Source organism: Sphingomonas rhamnosi (assembly GCF_036663615.1).
Taxonomy (GTDB): Bacteria; Pseudomonadota; Alphaproteobacteria; order Sphingomonadales; family Sphingomonadaceae; genus Sphingomonas.
In genome coordinates this window covers 176,327-191,947 of the sequence record NZ_JAXOJJ010000005.1, presented here as the reverse complement: position 1 = coordinate 191,947, position 15,621 = coordinate 176,327, and the positions used below count along the sequence as shown (strand labels likewise).

At 66.9% G+C, this 15,621-nt stretch carries 18 protein-coding genes and 1 tRNA gene; 11 read left to right on the top strand and 8 right to left on the bottom strand.

Annotated elements, in window-relative coordinates:
• The first annotated feature begins 87 nt into the window (after positions 1-87).
• Positions 88-1,071 carry an SPOR domain-containing protein gene (locus U1701_RS12450; protein WP_332782883.1) on the top strand — a complete coding sequence of 328 codons (984 nt, stop codon included), beginning with the start codon at positions 88-90 and terminating at the stop codon, positions 1,069-1,071.
• A 47-nt stretch (positions 1,072-1,118) separates the two neighbouring features.
• On the opposite strand, the gene serB is transcribed toward U1701_RS12450, so the two are convergent.
• Entirely contained in the window at positions 1,119-2,000 is an 882-nt protein-coding gene (gene serB / locus U1701_RS12445) for a phosphoserine phosphatase SerB (RefSeq protein ID WP_332782882.1), read from the bottom strand.
• Between serB and miaA the strand changes: the two genes are divergently transcribed.
• The 7 genes from miaA to leuA all read left to right on the top strand — a co-directional run bounded on the left by miaA (position 1,993) and on the right by leuA (position 9,739).
• Positions 1,993-2,919: a tRNA (adenosine(37)-N6)-dimethylallyltransferase MiaA gene (gene miaA, locus U1701_RS12440; RefSeq protein WP_332782881.1), complete on the top strand. Its 927-nt coding sequence runs from the start codon at positions 1,993-1,995 to the stop codon at positions 2,917-2,919. The two genes, serB and miaA, sit on opposite strands and share 8 nt — an antisense overlap.
• An 87-nt stretch (positions 2,920-3,006) precedes the next feature.
• A complete protein-coding gene (locus U1701_RS12435; RefSeq protein WP_332782880.1) occupies positions 3,007-4,764 on the top strand; it encodes an acetolactate synthase 3 large subunit in 1,758 nt (585 codons plus the stop codon).
• 147 nt (positions 4,765-4,911) lie between these two features.
• Complete coding sequence (ilvN, locus tag U1701_RS12430) at positions 4,912-5,427, top strand: acetolactate synthase small subunit (protein ID WP_332782879.1); 516 nt, start codon at positions 4,912-4,914, stop codon at positions 5,425-5,427.
• A gap of 114 nt (positions 5,428-5,541) precedes the next feature.
• Positions 5,542-6,561: a ketol-acid reductoisomerase gene (gene ilvC / locus U1701_RS12425; RefSeq protein WP_131585675.1), complete on the top strand. Its 1,020-nt coding sequence runs from the start codon at positions 5,542-5,544 to the stop codon at positions 6,559-6,561.
• Between the two features lie 530 nt (positions 6,562-7,091).
• The gene (locus U1701_RS12420; protein WP_332782878.1) at positions 7,092-7,223 is read left to right on the top strand and encodes a hypothetical protein; all 132 of its coding nucleotides are present in this window, start codon (positions 7,092-7,094) and stop codon (positions 7,221-7,223) included.
• The gene (locus U1701_RS12415; protein WP_332782877.1) at positions 7,214-7,813 is read left to right on the top strand and encodes a YceI family protein; all 600 of its coding nucleotides are present in this window, start codon (positions 7,214-7,216) and stop codon (positions 7,811-7,813) included. Before U1701_RS12420 ends, U1701_RS12415 begins: the two co-directional genes overlap by 10 nt.
• Positions 7,814-8,068: 255 nt before the next feature.
• Entirely contained in the window at positions 8,069-9,739 is a 1,671-nt protein-coding gene (leuA, locus tag U1701_RS12410) for a 2-isopropylmalate synthase (RefSeq protein WP_332782876.1), read from the top strand.
• 55 nt (positions 9,740-9,794) lie between these two features.
• Here the strand turns inward: leuA and U1701_RS12405 are convergent, their stop codons facing one another.
• Genes U1701_RS12405 through U1701_RS12380 form a run of 6 tightly spaced genes read right to left on the bottom strand, consistent with a single transcriptional unit; the run spans position 9,795 to position 13,886 of the window.
• Positions 9,795-10,157 (bottom strand): dihydroneopterin aldolase, encoded by a 363-nt coding sequence (locus tag U1701_RS12405; protein WP_332782875.1) that lies wholly within the window; start codon positions 10,155-10,157, stop codon positions 9,795-9,797.
• On the bottom strand, positions 10,150-10,911 hold the full coding sequence (locus tag U1701_RS12400; protein ID WP_332782874.1) for an SDR family NAD(P)-dependent oxidoreductase: 762 nt from the start codon (positions 10,909-10,911) through the stop codon (positions 10,150-10,152). The genes U1701_RS12405 and U1701_RS12400 overlap by 8 nt, the downstream gene beginning before the upstream one ends.
• Entirely contained in the window at positions 10,908-11,531 is a 624-nt protein-coding gene (gene folE, locus U1701_RS12395; RefSeq protein WP_332782873.1) for a GTP cyclohydrolase I FolE, read from the bottom strand. The genes U1701_RS12400 and folE overlap by 4 nt, the downstream gene beginning before the upstream one ends.
• Before the next feature lie 18 nt (positions 11,532-11,549).
• On the bottom strand, positions 11,550-12,386 hold the full coding sequence (gene fghA / locus U1701_RS12390) for an S-formylglutathione hydrolase (protein WP_332782872.1): 837 nt from the start codon (positions 12,384-12,386) through the stop codon (positions 11,550-11,552).
• Complete coding sequence (locus tag U1701_RS12385; RefSeq protein ID WP_332782871.1) at positions 12,386-12,769, bottom strand: VOC family protein; 384 nt, start codon at positions 12,767-12,769, stop codon at positions 12,386-12,388. The genes fghA and U1701_RS12385 overlap by 1 nt, the downstream gene beginning before the upstream one ends.
• A gap of 10 nt (positions 12,770-12,779) precedes the next feature.
• The gene (locus U1701_RS12380; protein WP_332782870.1) at positions 12,780-13,886 is read right to left on the bottom strand and encodes an S-(hydroxymethyl)glutathione dehydrogenase/class III alcohol dehydrogenase; all 1,107 of its coding nucleotides are present in this window, start codon (positions 13,884-13,886) and stop codon (positions 12,780-12,782) included.
• A 120-nt stretch (positions 13,887-14,006) separates the two neighbouring features.
• Here U1701_RS12380 and U1701_RS12375 point away from each other — a divergent pair, with 120 nt between their 5' ends.
• The 3 genes from U1701_RS12375 to U1701_RS12365 all read left to right on the top strand — a co-directional run bounded on the left by U1701_RS12375 (position 14,007) and on the right by U1701_RS12365 (position 14,702).
• Positions 14,007-14,225, top strand: a complete 219-nt coding sequence (locus U1701_RS12375) for a hypervirulence associated TUDOR domain-containing protein (RefSeq protein WP_332782869.1) — start codon at positions 14,007-14,009, stop codon at positions 14,223-14,225.
• Between the two features lie 51 nt (positions 14,226-14,276).
• The gene (locus U1701_RS12370) at positions 14,277-14,537 is read left to right on the top strand and encodes an SWIB/MDM2 domain-containing protein (protein WP_332782868.1); all 261 of its coding nucleotides are present in this window, start codon (positions 14,277-14,279) and stop codon (positions 14,535-14,537) included.
• 88 nt (positions 14,538-14,625) lie between these two features.
• Positions 14,626-14,702: transfer RNA gene (locus tag U1701_RS12365), tRNA-Arg, on the top strand.
• Between the two features lie 313 nt (positions 14,703-15,015).
• Here the strand turns inward: U1701_RS12365 and U1701_RS12360 are convergent.
• Entirely contained in the window at positions 15,016-15,576 is a 561-nt protein-coding gene (locus U1701_RS12360; RefSeq protein WP_332782867.1) for a hypothetical protein, read from the bottom strand.
• Positions 15,577-15,621 lie beyond the last annotated feature (45 nt).

The window sequence follows — 15,621 nt, the reverse complement described above, 5'->3', positions numbered from 1 at the left end:
ACATGGTAAATGAATCCGTGCCTTCTCCTTTGCGTTCAGGCGCCAAGCCCGGCATGATGCGGCGATAGACGGTTTTTGGGGTGGACGATGCGGAAGCGGATTTTGGGCGCGGTGGCGCTCGGACTGATGAGCGCAGCGATGCCGGCCGGCGCCGACGTCAAGGCCGGCGTCGACGCCTGGGCCAAGGGCGACTTTACCAAGGCCATCGCCGAATGGCGCCCTCTCGCCGTCGCCGGTGACGCCGATGCGCAGTTCAATCTAGCACAGGCCTACAAGCTCGGGCGCGGCGTTCCGGTCGATCCCGCGCTCGCCGAAAGCTGGTTCCGCAAGGCCGCGCTGCAGGGCCATGAACAGGCGCAGGACAATTACGGGCTGGCGCTGTTCCAGTCGAACAAGAAGGCCGATGCGCTGCCCTGGCTCGAAAAGTCCGCCGCGCGCGGCGAACCGCGTACCCAGCTCGTGCTCGGCACGATGCTGTTCAACGGCGACGGCGTCGCGCGCGATTACCCGCGGGCCTATGCGCTGATGACACGCGCATCGGAATCCGGTCTGCCCTCGGCATCGCAGACTCTGGCGCAGATGGACCAGTATATTTCCCCCGCCGACCGCGAGAAGGGCACCGCGCTCGCCCGCCAATATGCGGCGCAGACGCAGGTCCCGTCCGCTGCACGCGACGCCGGCGGTCGACGCTCGACCGTTTCGGACGTGCGCACGACCCCGGCGCCGCGTCCGACGACGGCGCAGAACAGCGGACTTCCAATCCGGGTGCCACCGCCGTCCCACCCGGCGCCTAGCGCGAAACCGGCCCCCGCTCCGAAGCCTGCGCCCAAGCCGGCACCCAAACCCGCCGTCGCGTCGGGCAAATGGCGCATCCAGCTCGGCGCGTTCGCCGATCAGGGCAACGCCCAGTCGCTCTGGACGCGCGTTCGCGGCAAGCTCGGCGGCGCACAGCCCTATTACGTCAAGGCCGGCTCGGTCACTCGCCTGCAGGCCGGGGGCTTTGCGTCGAAGGTCGCCGCGACCCGCGCCTGCGCCAACGCCGGCACACCCTGCGTCGTCGTCGCCCCCTGACTCGCGGCGGTCCGTAGTCCCGCTCTACGCGGGGGACCGCGCTACAATCATTCGAGCACCCACTCGCTACGCGCGATCCCCTGCGCGTAGAGCAACGCGGTCAGGTCGCCATGATCGACCCGCGCCGCCGCGGCCTCGGCGACGATCGGCTTGGCGTGATACGCCACCCCCAGACCCGCCGCGCGGATCATCGCCAGGTCGTTCGCACCGTCGCCGACCGCCAGCGTCGCCTCGATCGCGATGTCGCGCGCCGCCACCGCCGCCTCGAGCGTCGCCAGCTTGGTGTCCGACCCGACGATCGGCTTTGCGACCGTGCCCGCCAGCCGGCCGTCCGCAATCCGAAGCACATTCGCAATCGCACGATCGAAGCCGATCTCCTTGGCCACCGGGTCAGCGAACCGCGTGAACCCGCCCGACACCAGGATCGTCACGCATCCCCGCGCCCGCATCGTTCGCACCAGCGCCTTCGCACCCGGCATGATCGTCACCCGCTCGGCCAGGCACCGCGCGATGTCGCGCTCGTCGAGCCCCTTCAGCAACGCCACCCGCGCATCCAGCGCCGCCTCGAAATCCAGTTCGCCGCGCATCGCGCGTTCGGTGATCTCGGCGATCTGCGGCTTGATCCCGGCATAATCGGCGAGTTCGTCGATGCATTCGACCGTGATCATCGTCGAATCCATGTCCGCGATCAGCAGTGCCTTGGTCCGCGAGAAGCTCGGCTGCACCACCACGTCGGTTCCCGCGAACGCGCCCTCCAGCGCGACCCGAGCCGCATCGGGCGCCATGCCGAAGATAAGATCTGCCGCGACGCCTTCGTCGATCCACCCCTGGGCGCCCGGCGCGCAACCCGCCGCGGCGAGCCGGTCCATCGCGCTGGAAATATCGCCCGCGTCAAGCGAACCGGATGCTATCAACGTCGCGATGAACATGGTTTTCTCCGACCGTCCCAGGGTCGCGCTCATCGCAGGGCCGACCGCGAGCGGCAAGTCTGCGCTCGCGATCGACCTCGCCCGCGCCCACGACGGCGTAGTCATCAATGCGGACTCCGCGCAGGTCTATGCCGACCTCCGCATCCTGACTGCGCGCCCCTCGCCGCAGGAGGAGGCCGAAGCCCCGCACACCCTGTTCGGCCATATCGACGCTGCCGACACCCGATACTCCGCCGCCCGCTGGGCCGGCGAAGCGCGCGCCGCGATCGACGCCGCGCTCACCCAAGGCAAGCTCCCGATCCTCGTCGGCGGCACCGGCCTGTATCTGCGCACGCTGATCGACGGCATCGCGCCCGTGCCGGAGATCGATCCAGAAATCCGCGCCACCGTCCGCGCGCTACCGGTGGCCGAAGCGCACGTCGCCCTCACCGTCGAAGACCCAGCCGCCGCCACCCGCCTGACCGCCAACGACACCACCCGCGTCGCCCGCGCGCTGGAGGTGGTCCGCGCCACCGGCCGCACCTTGGCCGACTGGCAATCCGCCCTCACCGGCGGCATCGGCGACCGCATCGAGCTGCGCGCCGCCATCCTGCTGCCCGACCGCGCCTGGCTGTTCGACCGCATCGACGCGCGCGCCACCACGATGCTCGACACCGGCGCGATCGACGAAGTCGCAGCGTTGCTCGCCCGCGCCGACCTGCCCGCCGAAGCGCCCATCCGCCGGACGATCGGCGTCCCCGAAGTCGCCGCGCTCCTGGCGGGCACCACCGACCGCGAAGCCGCGATTGAGGCCCTCCGCCTCGTCACCCGCCGCTACGCCAAGCGCCAGTACACTTGGTTCCGCAACCAGCCCCCGCCCGCCTGGCACCGCCTCACCGACCCGACGCAGCTGCAGCAATTCGCAACTAAATTACATTAGCCAGCCTTGACGCGCATTATAGATACGGGTAGCCGCAGCGACCGCAGGGCTGTAAGGACAGCCGACACCATTTGAAGGACGCATGACATGGCCGAGAAAAGCGGAGCCGATATCCTGGTCGAGGCGCTGGGCGATCTCGGCGTGGAGGTCGTCTTCGGCTATCCCGGCGGCGCCGTCCTGCCGATCTACGACGCGCTGTTCCGCGCCAATGCCAACGGCTCGCGGATCAAGCACATCCTGGTGCGCCACGAACAGGCTGCCACGCATGCGGCGGAGGGCTATGCCCGCTCGACCGGCAAGCCCGGCGTGGTGCTCGTCACCTCGGGCCCCGGCGCGACCAACGCGGTCACCGGCATCACCGACGCACTGATGGATTCGATTCCCATGGTGGTGATCACCGGCCAGGTCCCGACCGGCCTGATCGGTACCGACGCGTTCCAGGAGGCCGACACGGTGGGCATCACGCGCCACTGCTCGAAGCATAATTATCTCGTGAAGGACCCGGCCAAGCTCGGCAACGTCATCCACGAGGCGTTCCACATCGCCACCTCGGGTCGCCCCGGCCCGGTCGTCGTCGACATCCCCAAGGACGTCCAGGTCGCGACCGCGCGCTACGCCAAGCCGGGGCCCATCCAGCACAAGACCTATCGCCCGCAGGTGAAGGCCGACCAGGCGCAGATCGAACAGCTCGTCGATATGCTCGCGGCCGCCGAACGCCCGATCCTCTACACCGGCGGCGGCATCATCAATTCGGGTCCGGCGGCGTCGCAGCTGCTGCGCGAACTCGTCCGCATCACCGGCGCGCCGGTGACATCGACGCTGATGGGTCTAGGCGCCTATCCGGCGAGCGGCGAGCGCTGGCTCGGCATGCTCGGCATGCACGGCACCTATGAAGCCAATATGGCGATGAACCAGGCGGACCTCGTCGTCGCGCTCGGCAGCCGTTTCGACGACCGCGTGACGGGCCGCCTCGACGCGTTCAGCCCGAACTCGCGGAAGGTGCATATCGACATCGACCGCTCGTCGGTGAACAAGACGGTGCGCGTCGACCTCGCGATCATCGCCGATGTCGGCCATGCGCTCGAGGACATGGTGCGGATCTGGAAGGCGCGCCAGCATCCCAAGCCCGACATCGCCGAATGGAACCAGCGCATCGCCGGCTGGCGCGACCGCAAATGCCTCGACTTCCCGGAGACCGCCGAGGAGATCGCACCGCAGCGCGCCATCCGCGCGCTGTGGGAGGCGACGCACGCCCGCAACCCGATCATCACCACCGAGGTCGGCCAGCACCAGATGTGGGCGGCGCTCTATTACGGGTTCGAACTGCCCAACAAATGGCTGACCAGCGGCGGTCTCGGCACGATGGGCTACGGCCTGCCCGCCGCGATCGGCGCGCAGCTCGGCAACCCCAATGCGTTGGTCATCGACATCGCCGGCGAAGCCTCGATCCAGATGAACATCCAGGAGCTCGCCACCGCCGCGCAATACAGCCTGCCGGTCAAGATCTTCATCCTCAACAACGAATATATGGGGATGGTCCGCCAGTGGCAGGAACTCACCTATGAGAGCCGCTATTCGGAGAGTTACAGCGATTCCCTCCCGGACTTCGTGAAGCTCGGCGAGGCCTATGGCTGGAAGGGCATCCGCATCGAGACAAACGACGAGCTCGACGCCGGCATCGCCGCGATGCTCGATCATGACGGCCCGGTGATCGTCGACTGCCGCGTCGCGAAGCTCGCCAACTGCTTCCCGATGATTCCGTCGGGCGCGGCGCATACCGACATGATCCTGCAGGCCAACGAAGTCTCGGGCACGATGGACGACGAAGCGAAGGCGCTGGTTTAATGACGGCAATTGCTCCCCTCCCTGAAAGGGAGGGGCCGGGGGTGGGTCGACGCCCGCGCTACGGCCAGCCTGGTGTATCCAGTCACCGTACCACCCGGACCATACCCACCCCCAACCCCTCCCTTCCAGGGAGGGGAGGAAGATAAGATGCACATCACCACCGCCCCCACCGAGCGTCACACGCTCGCCGTCGTCGTCGACAACGAACCCGGCATCCTCGCCCGGATCGCCGGCCTGTTCACCGCGCGCGGCTACAATATCGAGAGCCTGACGGTCAGCGAGATCACCGCCGACAAGTCGGTCAGCCGGATCACCATCGTCACCTCGGCCTCGGCCGCGACGATGGAGCAGATCCTCGCCCAGCTCGACCGCCTTATCCCGGTGCACAGCGTCACCGATCTCACCGCACTCGGCCCCCATGTCGAACGCGAACTCGCGCTCGTGAAGGTCCGCGGCACCGGCGACCACCGGATCGAGGCGCTCCGCCTCGCCGACGTCTACCGCGCCCGCGTGGTCGACGCGACGACGTCGAGCTTCGTGTTCGAGGTCACCGGCGGCCGCGAGAAGATCGACACCTTCGTCAGCCTGATGGCCGAAGTCGGCCTGATCGAAGTCGCCAGAACCGGCATCGTCGCGATCGCACGCGGCAAAGAGGCGGCGTAAACCCATCCCCCCACCCCCCGTCACCCCGGACTTGATCCGGGGTCCCGCTGTCTTTTCGGCGGGAGAAGCGGGACCCCGGGTCGAGCCCGGGGTGACGAAAGAAGGAAGACCAGAATGCGTGTCTATTACGATCGCGACGCCGATCTGAACCTCATCACCGACAAGAAGATCGCGATCGTCGGCTATGGCAGCCAAGGCCACGCCCACGCGCAGAACCTGCGCGATTCCGGCGTCAAGGACGTCGCGATCGCGCTGCGCGAAGGCTCGGCCACCGCCAAGAAGGCGATCGACGCCGGCTTCGCGGTCAAGTCCAACAAGGAAGCCGCCGCCTGGGCCGACATCGTCATGATCCTCGCCCCCGACGAGCATCAGGCCGCGCTGTACGCCGACGACCTGCACGACAACCTCAAGCAGGGCGCGACCATCGCGTTCGCGCACGGCCTCAACGTGCATTTCGGCCTGATCGAGCCGCGCGCCGATCTCGACGTGATCATGATCGCGCCCAAGGGCCCCGGCCACACCGTGCGCAGCGAATATGTCCGCGGCGGCGGCGTCCCCTGCCTGATCGCGATCCACCAGGACAAGAGCGGCAACGCGCACGACATCGGTCTCGCTTATGCCAGCGGTGTCGGCGGCGGTCGTTCGGGCATCATCGAGACCAATTTCCGCGAGGAATGCGAGACCGACCTGTTCGGCGAGCAGGCTGTGCTCTGCGGCGGCATCACCCACCTGATCCAGGCCGGGTTCGAGACGCTGACCGAAGCTGGCTACGCGCCCGAAATGGCCTATTTCGAATGTCTGCACGAGACCAAGCTGATCGTCGACCTGCTCTATGAGGGCGGGATCGCCAACATGCGCTACTCGATCAGCAACACCGCCGAATATGGCGACATCACCACCGGCCCGCGGATCATCACCGAGGAAACCAAGAAGGAAATGAAGCGCGTCCTCGCCGACATCCAGTCGGGGCGCTTCGTGAAGAACTTCATCCTCGACAACCGCGCCGGCCAGCCCGAGCTGAAGGCCGCGCGGAAACAGGCGCTGGCGCATCCGATCGAGAAGACCGGGTCCGAACTGCGCGCGATGATGCCGTGGATCGGGAAGAACGCCTTGGTCGATAAAGCGAAGAACTGAGTCGCAGCGCGGGAAGCGCGCAAGCGCAACCTCGCGCAAGACCGGCCGGCGCGACGGAGCCCGCCCACAGGGCGCGGCTTCGCCGCGTCCGACGGGCGGGCGGAGACGTAAGCGCAACGCCCGCCCCTCCCGTTCCCCGCGCAGGCGGGGGTCCAGAAGCCACGAGCGGCGCCCGCCACCCTGGACTCCCGCCTTCGCGGGAGAACAGCAGTTGCCGACCATCAAAATTCGTCACCCCAGCGAAGGCTGGGGTCTCCCGGTTAGCGCACACCCCGTCACCGCAAACCCCACCCCGGCGAAGGCCGGGGCCCAATTGGGAACGCCGGTTACTGACCGCGGTCCTTCGTAACATCGACCTTCCCAATTGGGCCCCGGCCTCCGCCGGGGTGGTATACAGCGCCGCAGATCCCCGCTGCCCTCCACGCTCCGCCTATGCCAGCCTTCGCGAAGGACCGCAGCACCGCCGCCCTCGCACCCGGTCCGCCCCCGCGCTCGGCCGCCCGGAAAAGCGATTTCGAACGAGACGTAGCATGAAGTTCGACAACTTCCGCGCGACCGACTCGGCCGATCCGAAACGCTCCGTTGCCACATCGACGTTTGACGCTCGCCCCCCGCTCGGCCAGCATGATCTCCATCAACAGGGAGACTCCAAATGCGCCTGATCCTCGCCACCGTCCTCGCCGTCACCGCCGCCCCGCTTCTCGCCCAGACCGTCCCCGGCACCGCCGACAAATCGCGCGTCGCCGCCGGCACCTATGCCGTCGACCCCAACCACACCCAGGTCACCTGGCAGGTGAACCATATGGGGTTCTCGATGCTCGAGGGTCAGCTCGGCGCGTCGGGCGGCAGCATCACGGTCGATCCCGCCAAGCCCAACGCCACCAAGGTCGAGGTCGACTTCGCGATCGACCAGCTGTCGGTCACCGCAGCCCCCTTCGCGAACCACCTGAAGTCGAAGGACTTCTTCGACGCCGCCACCTATCCGACCGCCAAGTTCGTCTCGACCAAGGTCGTCGCGACCGGCGACAAGGCGACGATCACCGGCAACCTGACGCTGAAGGGCGTCACCAAGCCGGTTACCCTCGCCGCGACCTTCGTCGGGGCCGGCGCCAACCCGATGAACAAGAAGCTGAACTTCGGCTTCCGCGCGACGACCTCGATCAAGCGTAGCGACTTCAACCTGGGCGCCTATGCCCCGGTCGTGTCGGACCGGGTCGACCTGACGATAAACGCGGCGTTCGCCGCGCAATAAGCTTTCGTTCCCCCGCGAAAGCGGGGCTCCAGGGGTCGCGAGCGCCTGCGCGCGTGACCCTGGGCTCCCGCCTTCGCGGGAGAACAACGAACTAGACAACCCCCGCGCCACCGCGATAGGGGTTTGCGCAGATGACGCGTCCGCTGCTCTCGCTACGACTTACGCGCCCTTAGGCGCGTCACCGTTTCGCGCGCCCGCTATGGCGCGCCCCGCGCCTAAGGGCTGACCACCACTCCCGAATACGAGAGACCGGCCATGCTGCGCGACCCATCGACCAAATACCGACCCTTCCCGCAAATAGACCTGCCCGACCGCCAATGGCCGTCGAAGATGATCACCCAGCCCCCGCGCTGGCTTTCGACCGATCTGCGCGACGGCAACCAGGCGCTCATCGACCCGATGGACGCCGAGAAGAAGACCCGCTTCTTCGACCTGCTGATCAAGGTCGGGCTGAAGGAGATCGAGGTCGGCTTTCCGTCCGCCGGCGCAACCGAATTCGATTTCATCTCCGGCCTCGTCCAGACCGGCCGCATCCCCGACGACGTCCTGATCCAGGTCCTGACGCAGTCGCGCCGCGACCTGATCGAAACGAGCTTCGCCAGCCTGAAGGGCGCCAAGGCGGCGATCGTCCATCTCTACAATGCGGTCTCGCCCGCCTGGCGCAAGATCGTGTTCGGTATGGACCGCGCGCAGGTGAAGCAGATCGCGATCGACGGCGCCAAGGTGCTCCGCGACGAGGCCGCCAGGCAGCCAGATACGCAGTGGCATTTCGAATACAGCCCCGAGACCTTCTCGACCGCCGAACTCGATTTCTCGGTCGAGGTCTGCGAGGCGGTGATGGACATCCTGCTGCCCACGCCCGAGCATCCGCTGATCCTCAACCTGCCAGCAACAGTCGAGGCGGCCAGCCCCAATGTCTATGCCGACCAGATCGAATGGTTCGGCCGGCATATCCGCAACCGCAACTCGGTCGTGATCAGCCTCCACCCGCACAACGACCGGGGCACCGGCGTCGCCGCCGCCGAGCTCGGCCTGATGGCCGGCGCCGACCGCGTCGAGGGCTGCCTGCTCGGCAATGGCGAACGCACCGGCAACTGCGACCTCGTGACCGTCGCGCTCAACATGTACACCCACGGCGTGGACCCCAAGATCCACTTTGACGACATCGACGAGATCATCAACACCGTCACCTATTGCAACCAGCTGCCGGTCCACCCGCGCCATCCCTATGCCGGCGACCTCGTCTTCACAGCGTTCTCCGGGTCACATCAGGACGCCATCAAGAAGGGCTTCGCAGCGCAGGAGACGAAGAACGACCCGATGTGGGAAGTGCCGTATCTGCCCATCGATCCTGCCGATCTCGGCCGCAGCTACGAGGCGGTGATCCGCGTCAATTCGCAGTCGGGCAAGGGCGGCGTCGCCTGGGTGATCGAACAGGACAAGGGGCTGAAGCTGCCGAAGCGCCTCCAGGCCGATTTCAGCCGCCACACCCAGGCGCTCGCCGACCGCACCAGCAAGGAGCTCGACGCCGCCGACATCTGGGGCCTGTTCGAGCAGACCTACCTCCCACAACCCACCGACCGCTTCGTCCTGCGCGACTATGAGGAACGCGGCCAGGCCGGCCAGCGCGTCTTCGTCGGTCGCGTCGCGGTCGACGGCGAAGAGCGCTCGATCTCGGGCCGGGGCAACGGCCTGATCTCCGGCGTGGTCGCCGCGCTCGGCGAGAGCACCGGCCCGAACCTCGACGTGGTGGACTACAACGAACACGCGATCGGCCACGGCGCCGACGCGCAGGCCGCCGCCTATGTCGAATGTCGCACCGCGGACGGCCGTACCGTCTTCGGCGTCGGGATAGACGGCGACATCGCCACCGCCTCGGTCCGCGCCGTCCTTAGCGCCGCCAACCGCACTCTTCCGTCATCGTGACGAAAGTCAGGATCCAGGGTTACGAACGTCAATACCCGTAACCCTGGATCCCGGGTCAAGCCCGGGATGACGGGGCGGTTCGGACGATCTCGCACCCGACCCCGGCATCGGGATACACATCGGTCTTCATCGTCCGCACCCTGATCCGCCGCACCCGAGCATCCGCAAGGCACAGCGCCGCGATCGCCTCACAGAGCGTCTCCTGCAACGCGAACCGCCGCTCCGCCAGCGCCAGTACCCCCGACCGCACGAAGTCGTAATCCAGCACCTGATCGATCGCATCTTCGAAAAGCGCCTCCGGATACGCCACGGTCATTTCGACCGACACGACCACCGGTTGCGGCTCAACCTCGTGCGGATGGATCCCCAGCCGGATCATCACGCGCAGCGAGTCGAGGATCGTCGTGAACTCAGCCATGCCGCGCCTCGAACATCACGTCGCGCGGGCTCGCCATGAACCGCTGCCCGCAATCGACGAACAGGTTCTGCCCGGTCACACCGCGGGCGCCGATCAGATACGCGACCGTGTCGGCGACCGCATCCACCCCGACGGGCCGCTCGAGCAAATTGCGGCACGCCACCGCGGCGAACTCCGCCTCGGTCTGGTCGCCGCTCGGCAGCGTCAGCCCCGGCGACACCGCGTTCACCCGCACCCGCGGCCCCAGCGCCTGCGCCATCATCCGCGTCGCGCCGTCAAGCGCGACCTTCGCGCAGGTGTACGAGAAAAAGTCGGGGTTCAAATTCGCGACCTTCTGATCGAGGATATTGACGACGCTCGCATCCGCCACATCGTCCTGTCCCGCCAATGCCGCCGCGAGCGCCGCGGGCGCGCCGCAATTGATCGCCGCCAGCTCCATGAACAGCACCGAATCGAACGCCTCGGGCCGGTCGAACGCAAATCGGGACGCCGAGTTGACCAGTCCGTCGATCGGCCCACCGATCGCCGCTCGCGCCTGCGCGAACAGATCGGCGACGCCGTCCAGATCCTGCAGATCGCCGACGATCGTCGCCGCGCGTCCCCCGGTGGACACCACATCCTCCGCCAGCGCGGTCGCCGCCGCGTCGTCATGCCCGGAGTGGATCACCACCGCATGTCCGTCCGCCGCCAGCCGCCGGACGATCGCGCGGCCCAGCCGTCGCGCGCCGCCCGTCACCAGGACGGTTCGCGTCAAGCGCGCCGGCCCATCAGCGCGAGCACTTCCTTGCGGCTGCGCTCGTCGTCGCGGAACACCCCCATCATCCGGCTCGTCGTCATCGTCACGCCGGGGGTGCGCACACCCCGCGCGGTCATGCACGCATGGCTCGCCTCGATCACCACCGCGACGCCCAGCGGCTTGAGGTTCTCCCAGATGCAGTCGGCGACCTCAGCGGTCAGCCGCTCCTGCACCTGCAGCCGCCGTGCGAAGCCGTGCAGCACGCGCGCGAGCTTCGAGATGCCGACGACATGGTTGCGCGGCAGATAGGCGATGTGCGCCTTGCCGATGATCGGTGCCATATGATGTTCGCAGTGCGACTGGAACGGAATGTCGCGCAGCAGCACGATCTCGTCGTAACCGCCAACCTCCTCGAACACGCGGGCGAGATGCTGTGCCGGATCGTCGTCATAGCCCGCGCAATATTCCTTCCACGCGCGCGCCACCCGGCGCGGCGTGTCGCGCAGGCCCTCCCGCGTGGGATCGTCGCCCGCCCAGCGGATCAGCGTTCGGATCGCGTCCGCGACGTCGCTCGGCACGGCGATCTTGCCGTCGGTATCGATCGTATCGCCGGAATCGGGCGAAGCGGTATGGGACATAGGCAACTCCGGATCGGCTTAGGTCAGCCGCTCGGCGTGCCAGCGGACGTGATCGGCCATGAAGGTCGAGATGAAATTATAGCTGTGATCATAGCCCGCCTGCATCCGCAACGTCAGGTCTATTCCCGCCTCAGCACAGGCGGTCGCCAGCAATTCGGGCTTCAACTGTTCGGTCAGAAAGCCGTCGGCTTGCCCTTGGTCGATCAGCAATTCGCGAACCCGCGCGCCGCCGTCGATCAGCGCGCAGGCGTCATACGCTGCCCATGCCGTCCGGTCCGTCCCCAGATAGCCCGACAGCGCCTTCTCGCCCCACGCGCAGTGAAGCGGCGAAACGATCGGCGCGAACGCCGACACGCTGCGGAACCGGTCGGGATTGCGCAGCGCGATCGTCAGCGCGCCGTGTCCGCCCATCGAATGCCCGGTGATCCCCTGCCGCGTCATGTCGACCGGAAACTCCGCGGCTACAATCGCGGGCAGCTCGTCCTCGATATAGCTGCGCATCCGGAAGTTCGCCGCCCAGGGCTCCTCGGTCGCATCGACATAGAAGCCCGCGCCCTGGCCGAAATCATAGGCCTCGTCGTCCGGCACGCCCTCGCCGCGCGGGCTGGTATCGGGTGCGACGAACACGATCCCCGCCTCCGCACACGCACGCCGATACTCGCCCTTGTCCATGACGTTGGCATGCGTGCAGGTCAGTCCCGACAGATACCACAGCACCGGCAACCGCGCGCCGTCGGCATGCGGTGGCACATAGACCGCGAAGGTCATGGTTGTGCCCGAGACGCTGGAGGCGTGACGGTACACGCCCTGTGTACCCTCGAACGCGCGGCTGGTGGAGACGGTCTCGATCGCCATCATGACACCCGGTGCAGCGCGCAGAGCTTGTTGCCAGCGGGATCGCGCAGATACGCCAAGTACAGCCGCCGCCCGCCGCTTGCCTCGCGCACGCCCGGCGGTGCTTCGCAGGCGGTGCCGCCATGCGCCAGCCCGGCGGCGTGCCACGCATCCGCCGCCTCGGTCGACGGTGCGGCAAATCCGAGCGTACCGCCATTGGCGTGCGTCGCAGCCTCTCCGTCGATCGGGCGCGTCAGGAGCAACCGTCCCCCGGCATGCGCGTAGATGACCCGGCCCCAGTCGTCGACGACGCCCGGCGCCACCCCCAGCGCGCCGAGCGCCGCATCGTAGAACGCCTTCGATGCCGCGATATCGTCGGCGCCGAGCATGACATGGCTGAACATCGAATGCCCCTCAGTAGATCACGACGGAGCGGATGCTCTCGCCGGCATGCATCAGGTCGAAGCCCTTGTTGATCTCGTCAAGGGTCAGCCGGTGCGTGATCATCGGATCGATCTGGATCATGCCGTTCATGTACCAGTCGACGATCTTGGGCGTATCGGTCCGCCCGCGTGCGCCGCCGAACGCGGTGCCGCGCCAGTTGCGTCCCGTGACCAGCTGGAACGGCCGCGTGGAAATCTCTTTGCCCGCCTCGGCCACGCCGATCACGATCGAGGTGCCCCAGCCGCGATGGCAGCATTCGAGCGCCTGTCGCATCACAATCGTGTTGCCCGTCGCGTCGAAGCTGTAGTCCGCGCCCCCATCGGTCAGCGCGACGATATGCGCGACGATATCGCCGACTTCCTTCGGGTTGGCGAAGTGGGTCATGCCAAAGCGACGACCCCAGTCCTCACGGTCGGGATTGATATCGACCCCGACGATCATCGCCGCACCCGCGAGCTTAGCGCCCTGAATCACGTTCAGCCCGATCCCCCCGAGCCCGAACACCACCACGGTGTCGCCCGGCTGGACCTTCGCGGTATGCACCACCGCGCCGACTCCGGTGGTCACGCCGCAACCGATATAGCAGCTCGTGTCGAACGGCGCGTCGGTACGGATCTTGGCGACCGCGATCTCGGGCAGCACGGTGAAGTTCGAGAAGGTCGAGCAGCCCATGTAGTGGAAGATCGGCTGGCCCTTGTAACTGAACCGCGTCGTCCCGTCGGGCATCAGCCCTTTTCCTTGCGTCGCGCGGATCGCGGTGCACAGGTTGGTCTTGCCGCTCAGGCACGACTTACACTGGCGGCATTCGGGCGTGTAGAGCGGGATGACATGATCGCCGACCGCGACGCTGGTCACGCCTGCGCCGATCTCGCGCACGATCCCCGCGCCTTCGTGCCCGAGCACGCTCGGGAACAGCCCTTCCGAATCAAGTCCGTCGAGCGTGTACGCGTCGGTGTGGCAGATCCCGGTGGCCATGATTTCGACCAGAACCTCCCCCGCCTTGGGCCCTTCCAGGTCGAGCTCGACGATTTCGAGCGGTTTTTTTGCTTCGAAAGCAACGGCTGCACGGGTTTTCATGAGGTCGGGTCTCCTGGCTTTGCGCCTGATGCCGCCTACCCGTGCGTTCTGCAACCGTGCCATCCGCGCAATCAAACCCGGTCTTGGCACTTTCAGTAATGAGTTCAAGGAGATGACCCGATGACCAAGGCAAAGGACGACGAACCCAAAAAGGGCGACACGGTGACCTGGAACAGCCACGGCGGCACCGCGCACGGCAAGGTCGTGAAGAAGCAGACCAGCGATACCACGATCAAGAACCACACCGTCCGCGCCTCGAAGGACGACCCACAGTTCATCGTAGAGAGTGACAAGGGCGGCAAGGCAGCGCACAAGGCGGCGGCGCTCAACAAGGCGTAACCATACGCGCCCGTGCGAAGGGGCATGCGGCGCGAACAGGAAGGACTGCTTATGGCTACAGCTCCCAAGACCGGCGGCATCCATGCCCCCGTCCAGCCCTCACCCGAACTCGCCGAGATCGTCGGCAAGGACAAGCTGCCCCGCAGCGAGGTGATCAGCAAGGTGTGGGTCTACATCAAGGAGCACAACCTCCAGAATCCCGAGAACAAGCGCGAGATTCTGGCGGACGAGAAGCTGAAGAAGGTCTTCGGCCGCGACAAGTGCACGATGTTCGAGATGAACAAGTACATCTCGCAGCACGTCAAGGCGTAAGCCTGCATACGTCGCAAGCGGCGGCGGCGCTCTGCGTGACGCCGCCGCTTGATCGACCCACCCGGCCGGACTAGACCCGCCGGTGGATGCCCCCGTAGCTCAGCCGGATAGAGCGACGGTTTCCTAAACCGTAGGCCGCGTGTTCAAATCTCGCCGGGGGCACCAGCTTTTTGCCTGATTTCGGGCGCTTCGGGCGCTGTGTGACCGCCGAACTGGCGCGCCACCCTTGTACACTTGCTGGTACGTTATGAACGCCGTTGACGACGGCATCACCCGCTGCAAAAAACACGCTTTTCGTTAGCAAGAAGCGCGTCCCGCCGTCCGTGTGACGGGAACAGGGCGGGACGCTAAAGGTACGCGATACTCAGGCGATGCCTCTGCCTGCACTATGCCGACCGCCGCTGAATCGCTTATGAACCGAGTCGTGCCCTGGTAACCGCGTCGATGGGGCAACGACACTATGTTCAGTCATGCACGCCTACCGCTCGGCCCGCCAGGCGCTTAGCGCGCGATCGAACGCCGCCTGCTCGGTATCGAGCATCGTCTGCGCCGCGCGTAACGCCACGTCCTGCTCGCGTTCAAGCGACCGCCGCTCGCGCGCCAGGGCGGCCTCGCGTTCGGCGAGCGCGCGCCGCTGCTTGCCGTGCTCTCGCTGTACCGCCTCCAATGCCGCCTCGGCGTGTTCGACGGCCGTACGCGTTGGCTTTGGCCGCGGTTTGGGCCGGGGTTTAGGGGCCTTGGGCGCCGATTTTGGCTCGTTCGCGGCGTCCGCTGGGATTGGCCGGGTCGGCTTGCGATCGGGCAGCGACGCAATCTGTTCGGCCGCGCTACCACGCGACCGCTTGATCACGACTCCCGGGGCCGCCAGTGGCGCGGCGGTCAATTCGGGATCGGTCACCAGCTCCGCAATTCCCCGCGCGAACAGATCGTGCTCGCTGCCCCAAGCCGCCAGCGCAGCCTTCTGGCTCGGCGCGGCGACATAGGCGTCGTGGAACCCCGCCGCGGTGCGGTACACCTTCAGCTTGGCAGCGCGTGCCATGGTCCGCTAGCGGGCCAGTGCCGGACGCAAGGAATCAAGGCTGGC

Bases quoted from the DNA above. Each gene is read 5' to 3' on its own strand.
- U1701_RS12450 (WP_332782883.1), top strand. From the start codon at position 88: ATGCGGAAGCGGATTTTGGGCGCGGTGGCGCTCGGACTGATGAGCGCA.
- miaA (WP_332782881.1), top strand. From the start codon at position 1,993: ATGAACATGGTTTTCTCCGACCGTCCCAGGGTCGCGCTCATCGCAGGG.
- serB (WP_332782882.1), bottom strand. From the start codon at position 2,000: ATGTTCATCGCGACGTTGATAGCATCCGGTTCGCTTGACGCGGGCGAT.
- U1701_RS12435 (WP_332782880.1), top strand. From the start codon at position 3,007: ATGGCCGAGAAAAGCGGAGCCGATATCCTGGTCGAGGCGCTGGGCGAT.
- ilvN (WP_332782879.1), top strand. From the start codon at position 4,912: ATGCACATCACCACCGCCCCCACCGAGCGTCACACGCTCGCCGTCGTC.
- ilvC (WP_131585675.1), top strand. From the start codon at position 5,542: ATGCGTGTCTATTACGATCGCGACGCCGATCTGAACCTCATCACCGAC.
- U1701_RS12420 (WP_332782878.1), top strand. From the start codon at position 7,092: ATGAAGTTCGACAACTTCCGCGCGACCGACTCGGCCGATCCGAAACGC.
- U1701_RS12415 (WP_332782877.1), top strand. From the start codon at position 7,214: ATGCGCCTGATCCTCGCCACCGTCCTCGCCGTCACCGCCGCCCCGCTT.
- leuA (WP_332782876.1), top strand. From the start codon at position 8,069: ATGCTGCGCGACCCATCGACCAAATACCGACCCTTCCCGCAAATAGAC.
- U1701_RS12405 (WP_332782875.1), bottom strand. From the start codon at position 10,157: ATGGCTGAGTTCACGACGATCCTCGACTCGCTGCGCGTGATGATCCGG.
- folE (WP_332782873.1), bottom strand. From the start codon at position 11,531: ATGTCCCATACCGCTTCGCCCGATTCCGGCGATACGATCGATACCGAC.
- fghA (WP_332782872.1), bottom strand. From the start codon at position 12,386: ATGGCGATCGAGACCGTCTCCACCAGCCGCGCGTTCGAGGGTACACAG.
- U1701_RS12385 (WP_332782871.1), bottom strand. From the start codon at position 12,769: ATGTTCAGCCATGTCATGCTCGGCGCCGACGATATCGCGGCATCGAAG.
- U1701_RS12380 (WP_332782870.1), bottom strand. From the start codon at position 13,886: ATGAAAACCCGTGCAGCCGTTGCTTTCGAAGCAAAAAAACCGCTCGAA.
- U1701_RS12375 (WP_332782869.1), top strand. From the start codon at position 14,007: ATGACCAAGGCAAAGGACGACGAACCCAAAAAGGGCGACACGGTGACC.
- U1701_RS12370 (WP_332782868.1), top strand. From the start codon at position 14,277: ATGGCTACAGCTCCCAAGACCGGCGGCATCCATGCCCCCGTCCAGCCC.
- U1701_RS12360 (WP_332782867.1), bottom strand. From the start codon at position 15,576: ATGGCACGCGCTGCCAAGCTGAAGGTGTACCGCACCGCGGCGGGGTTC.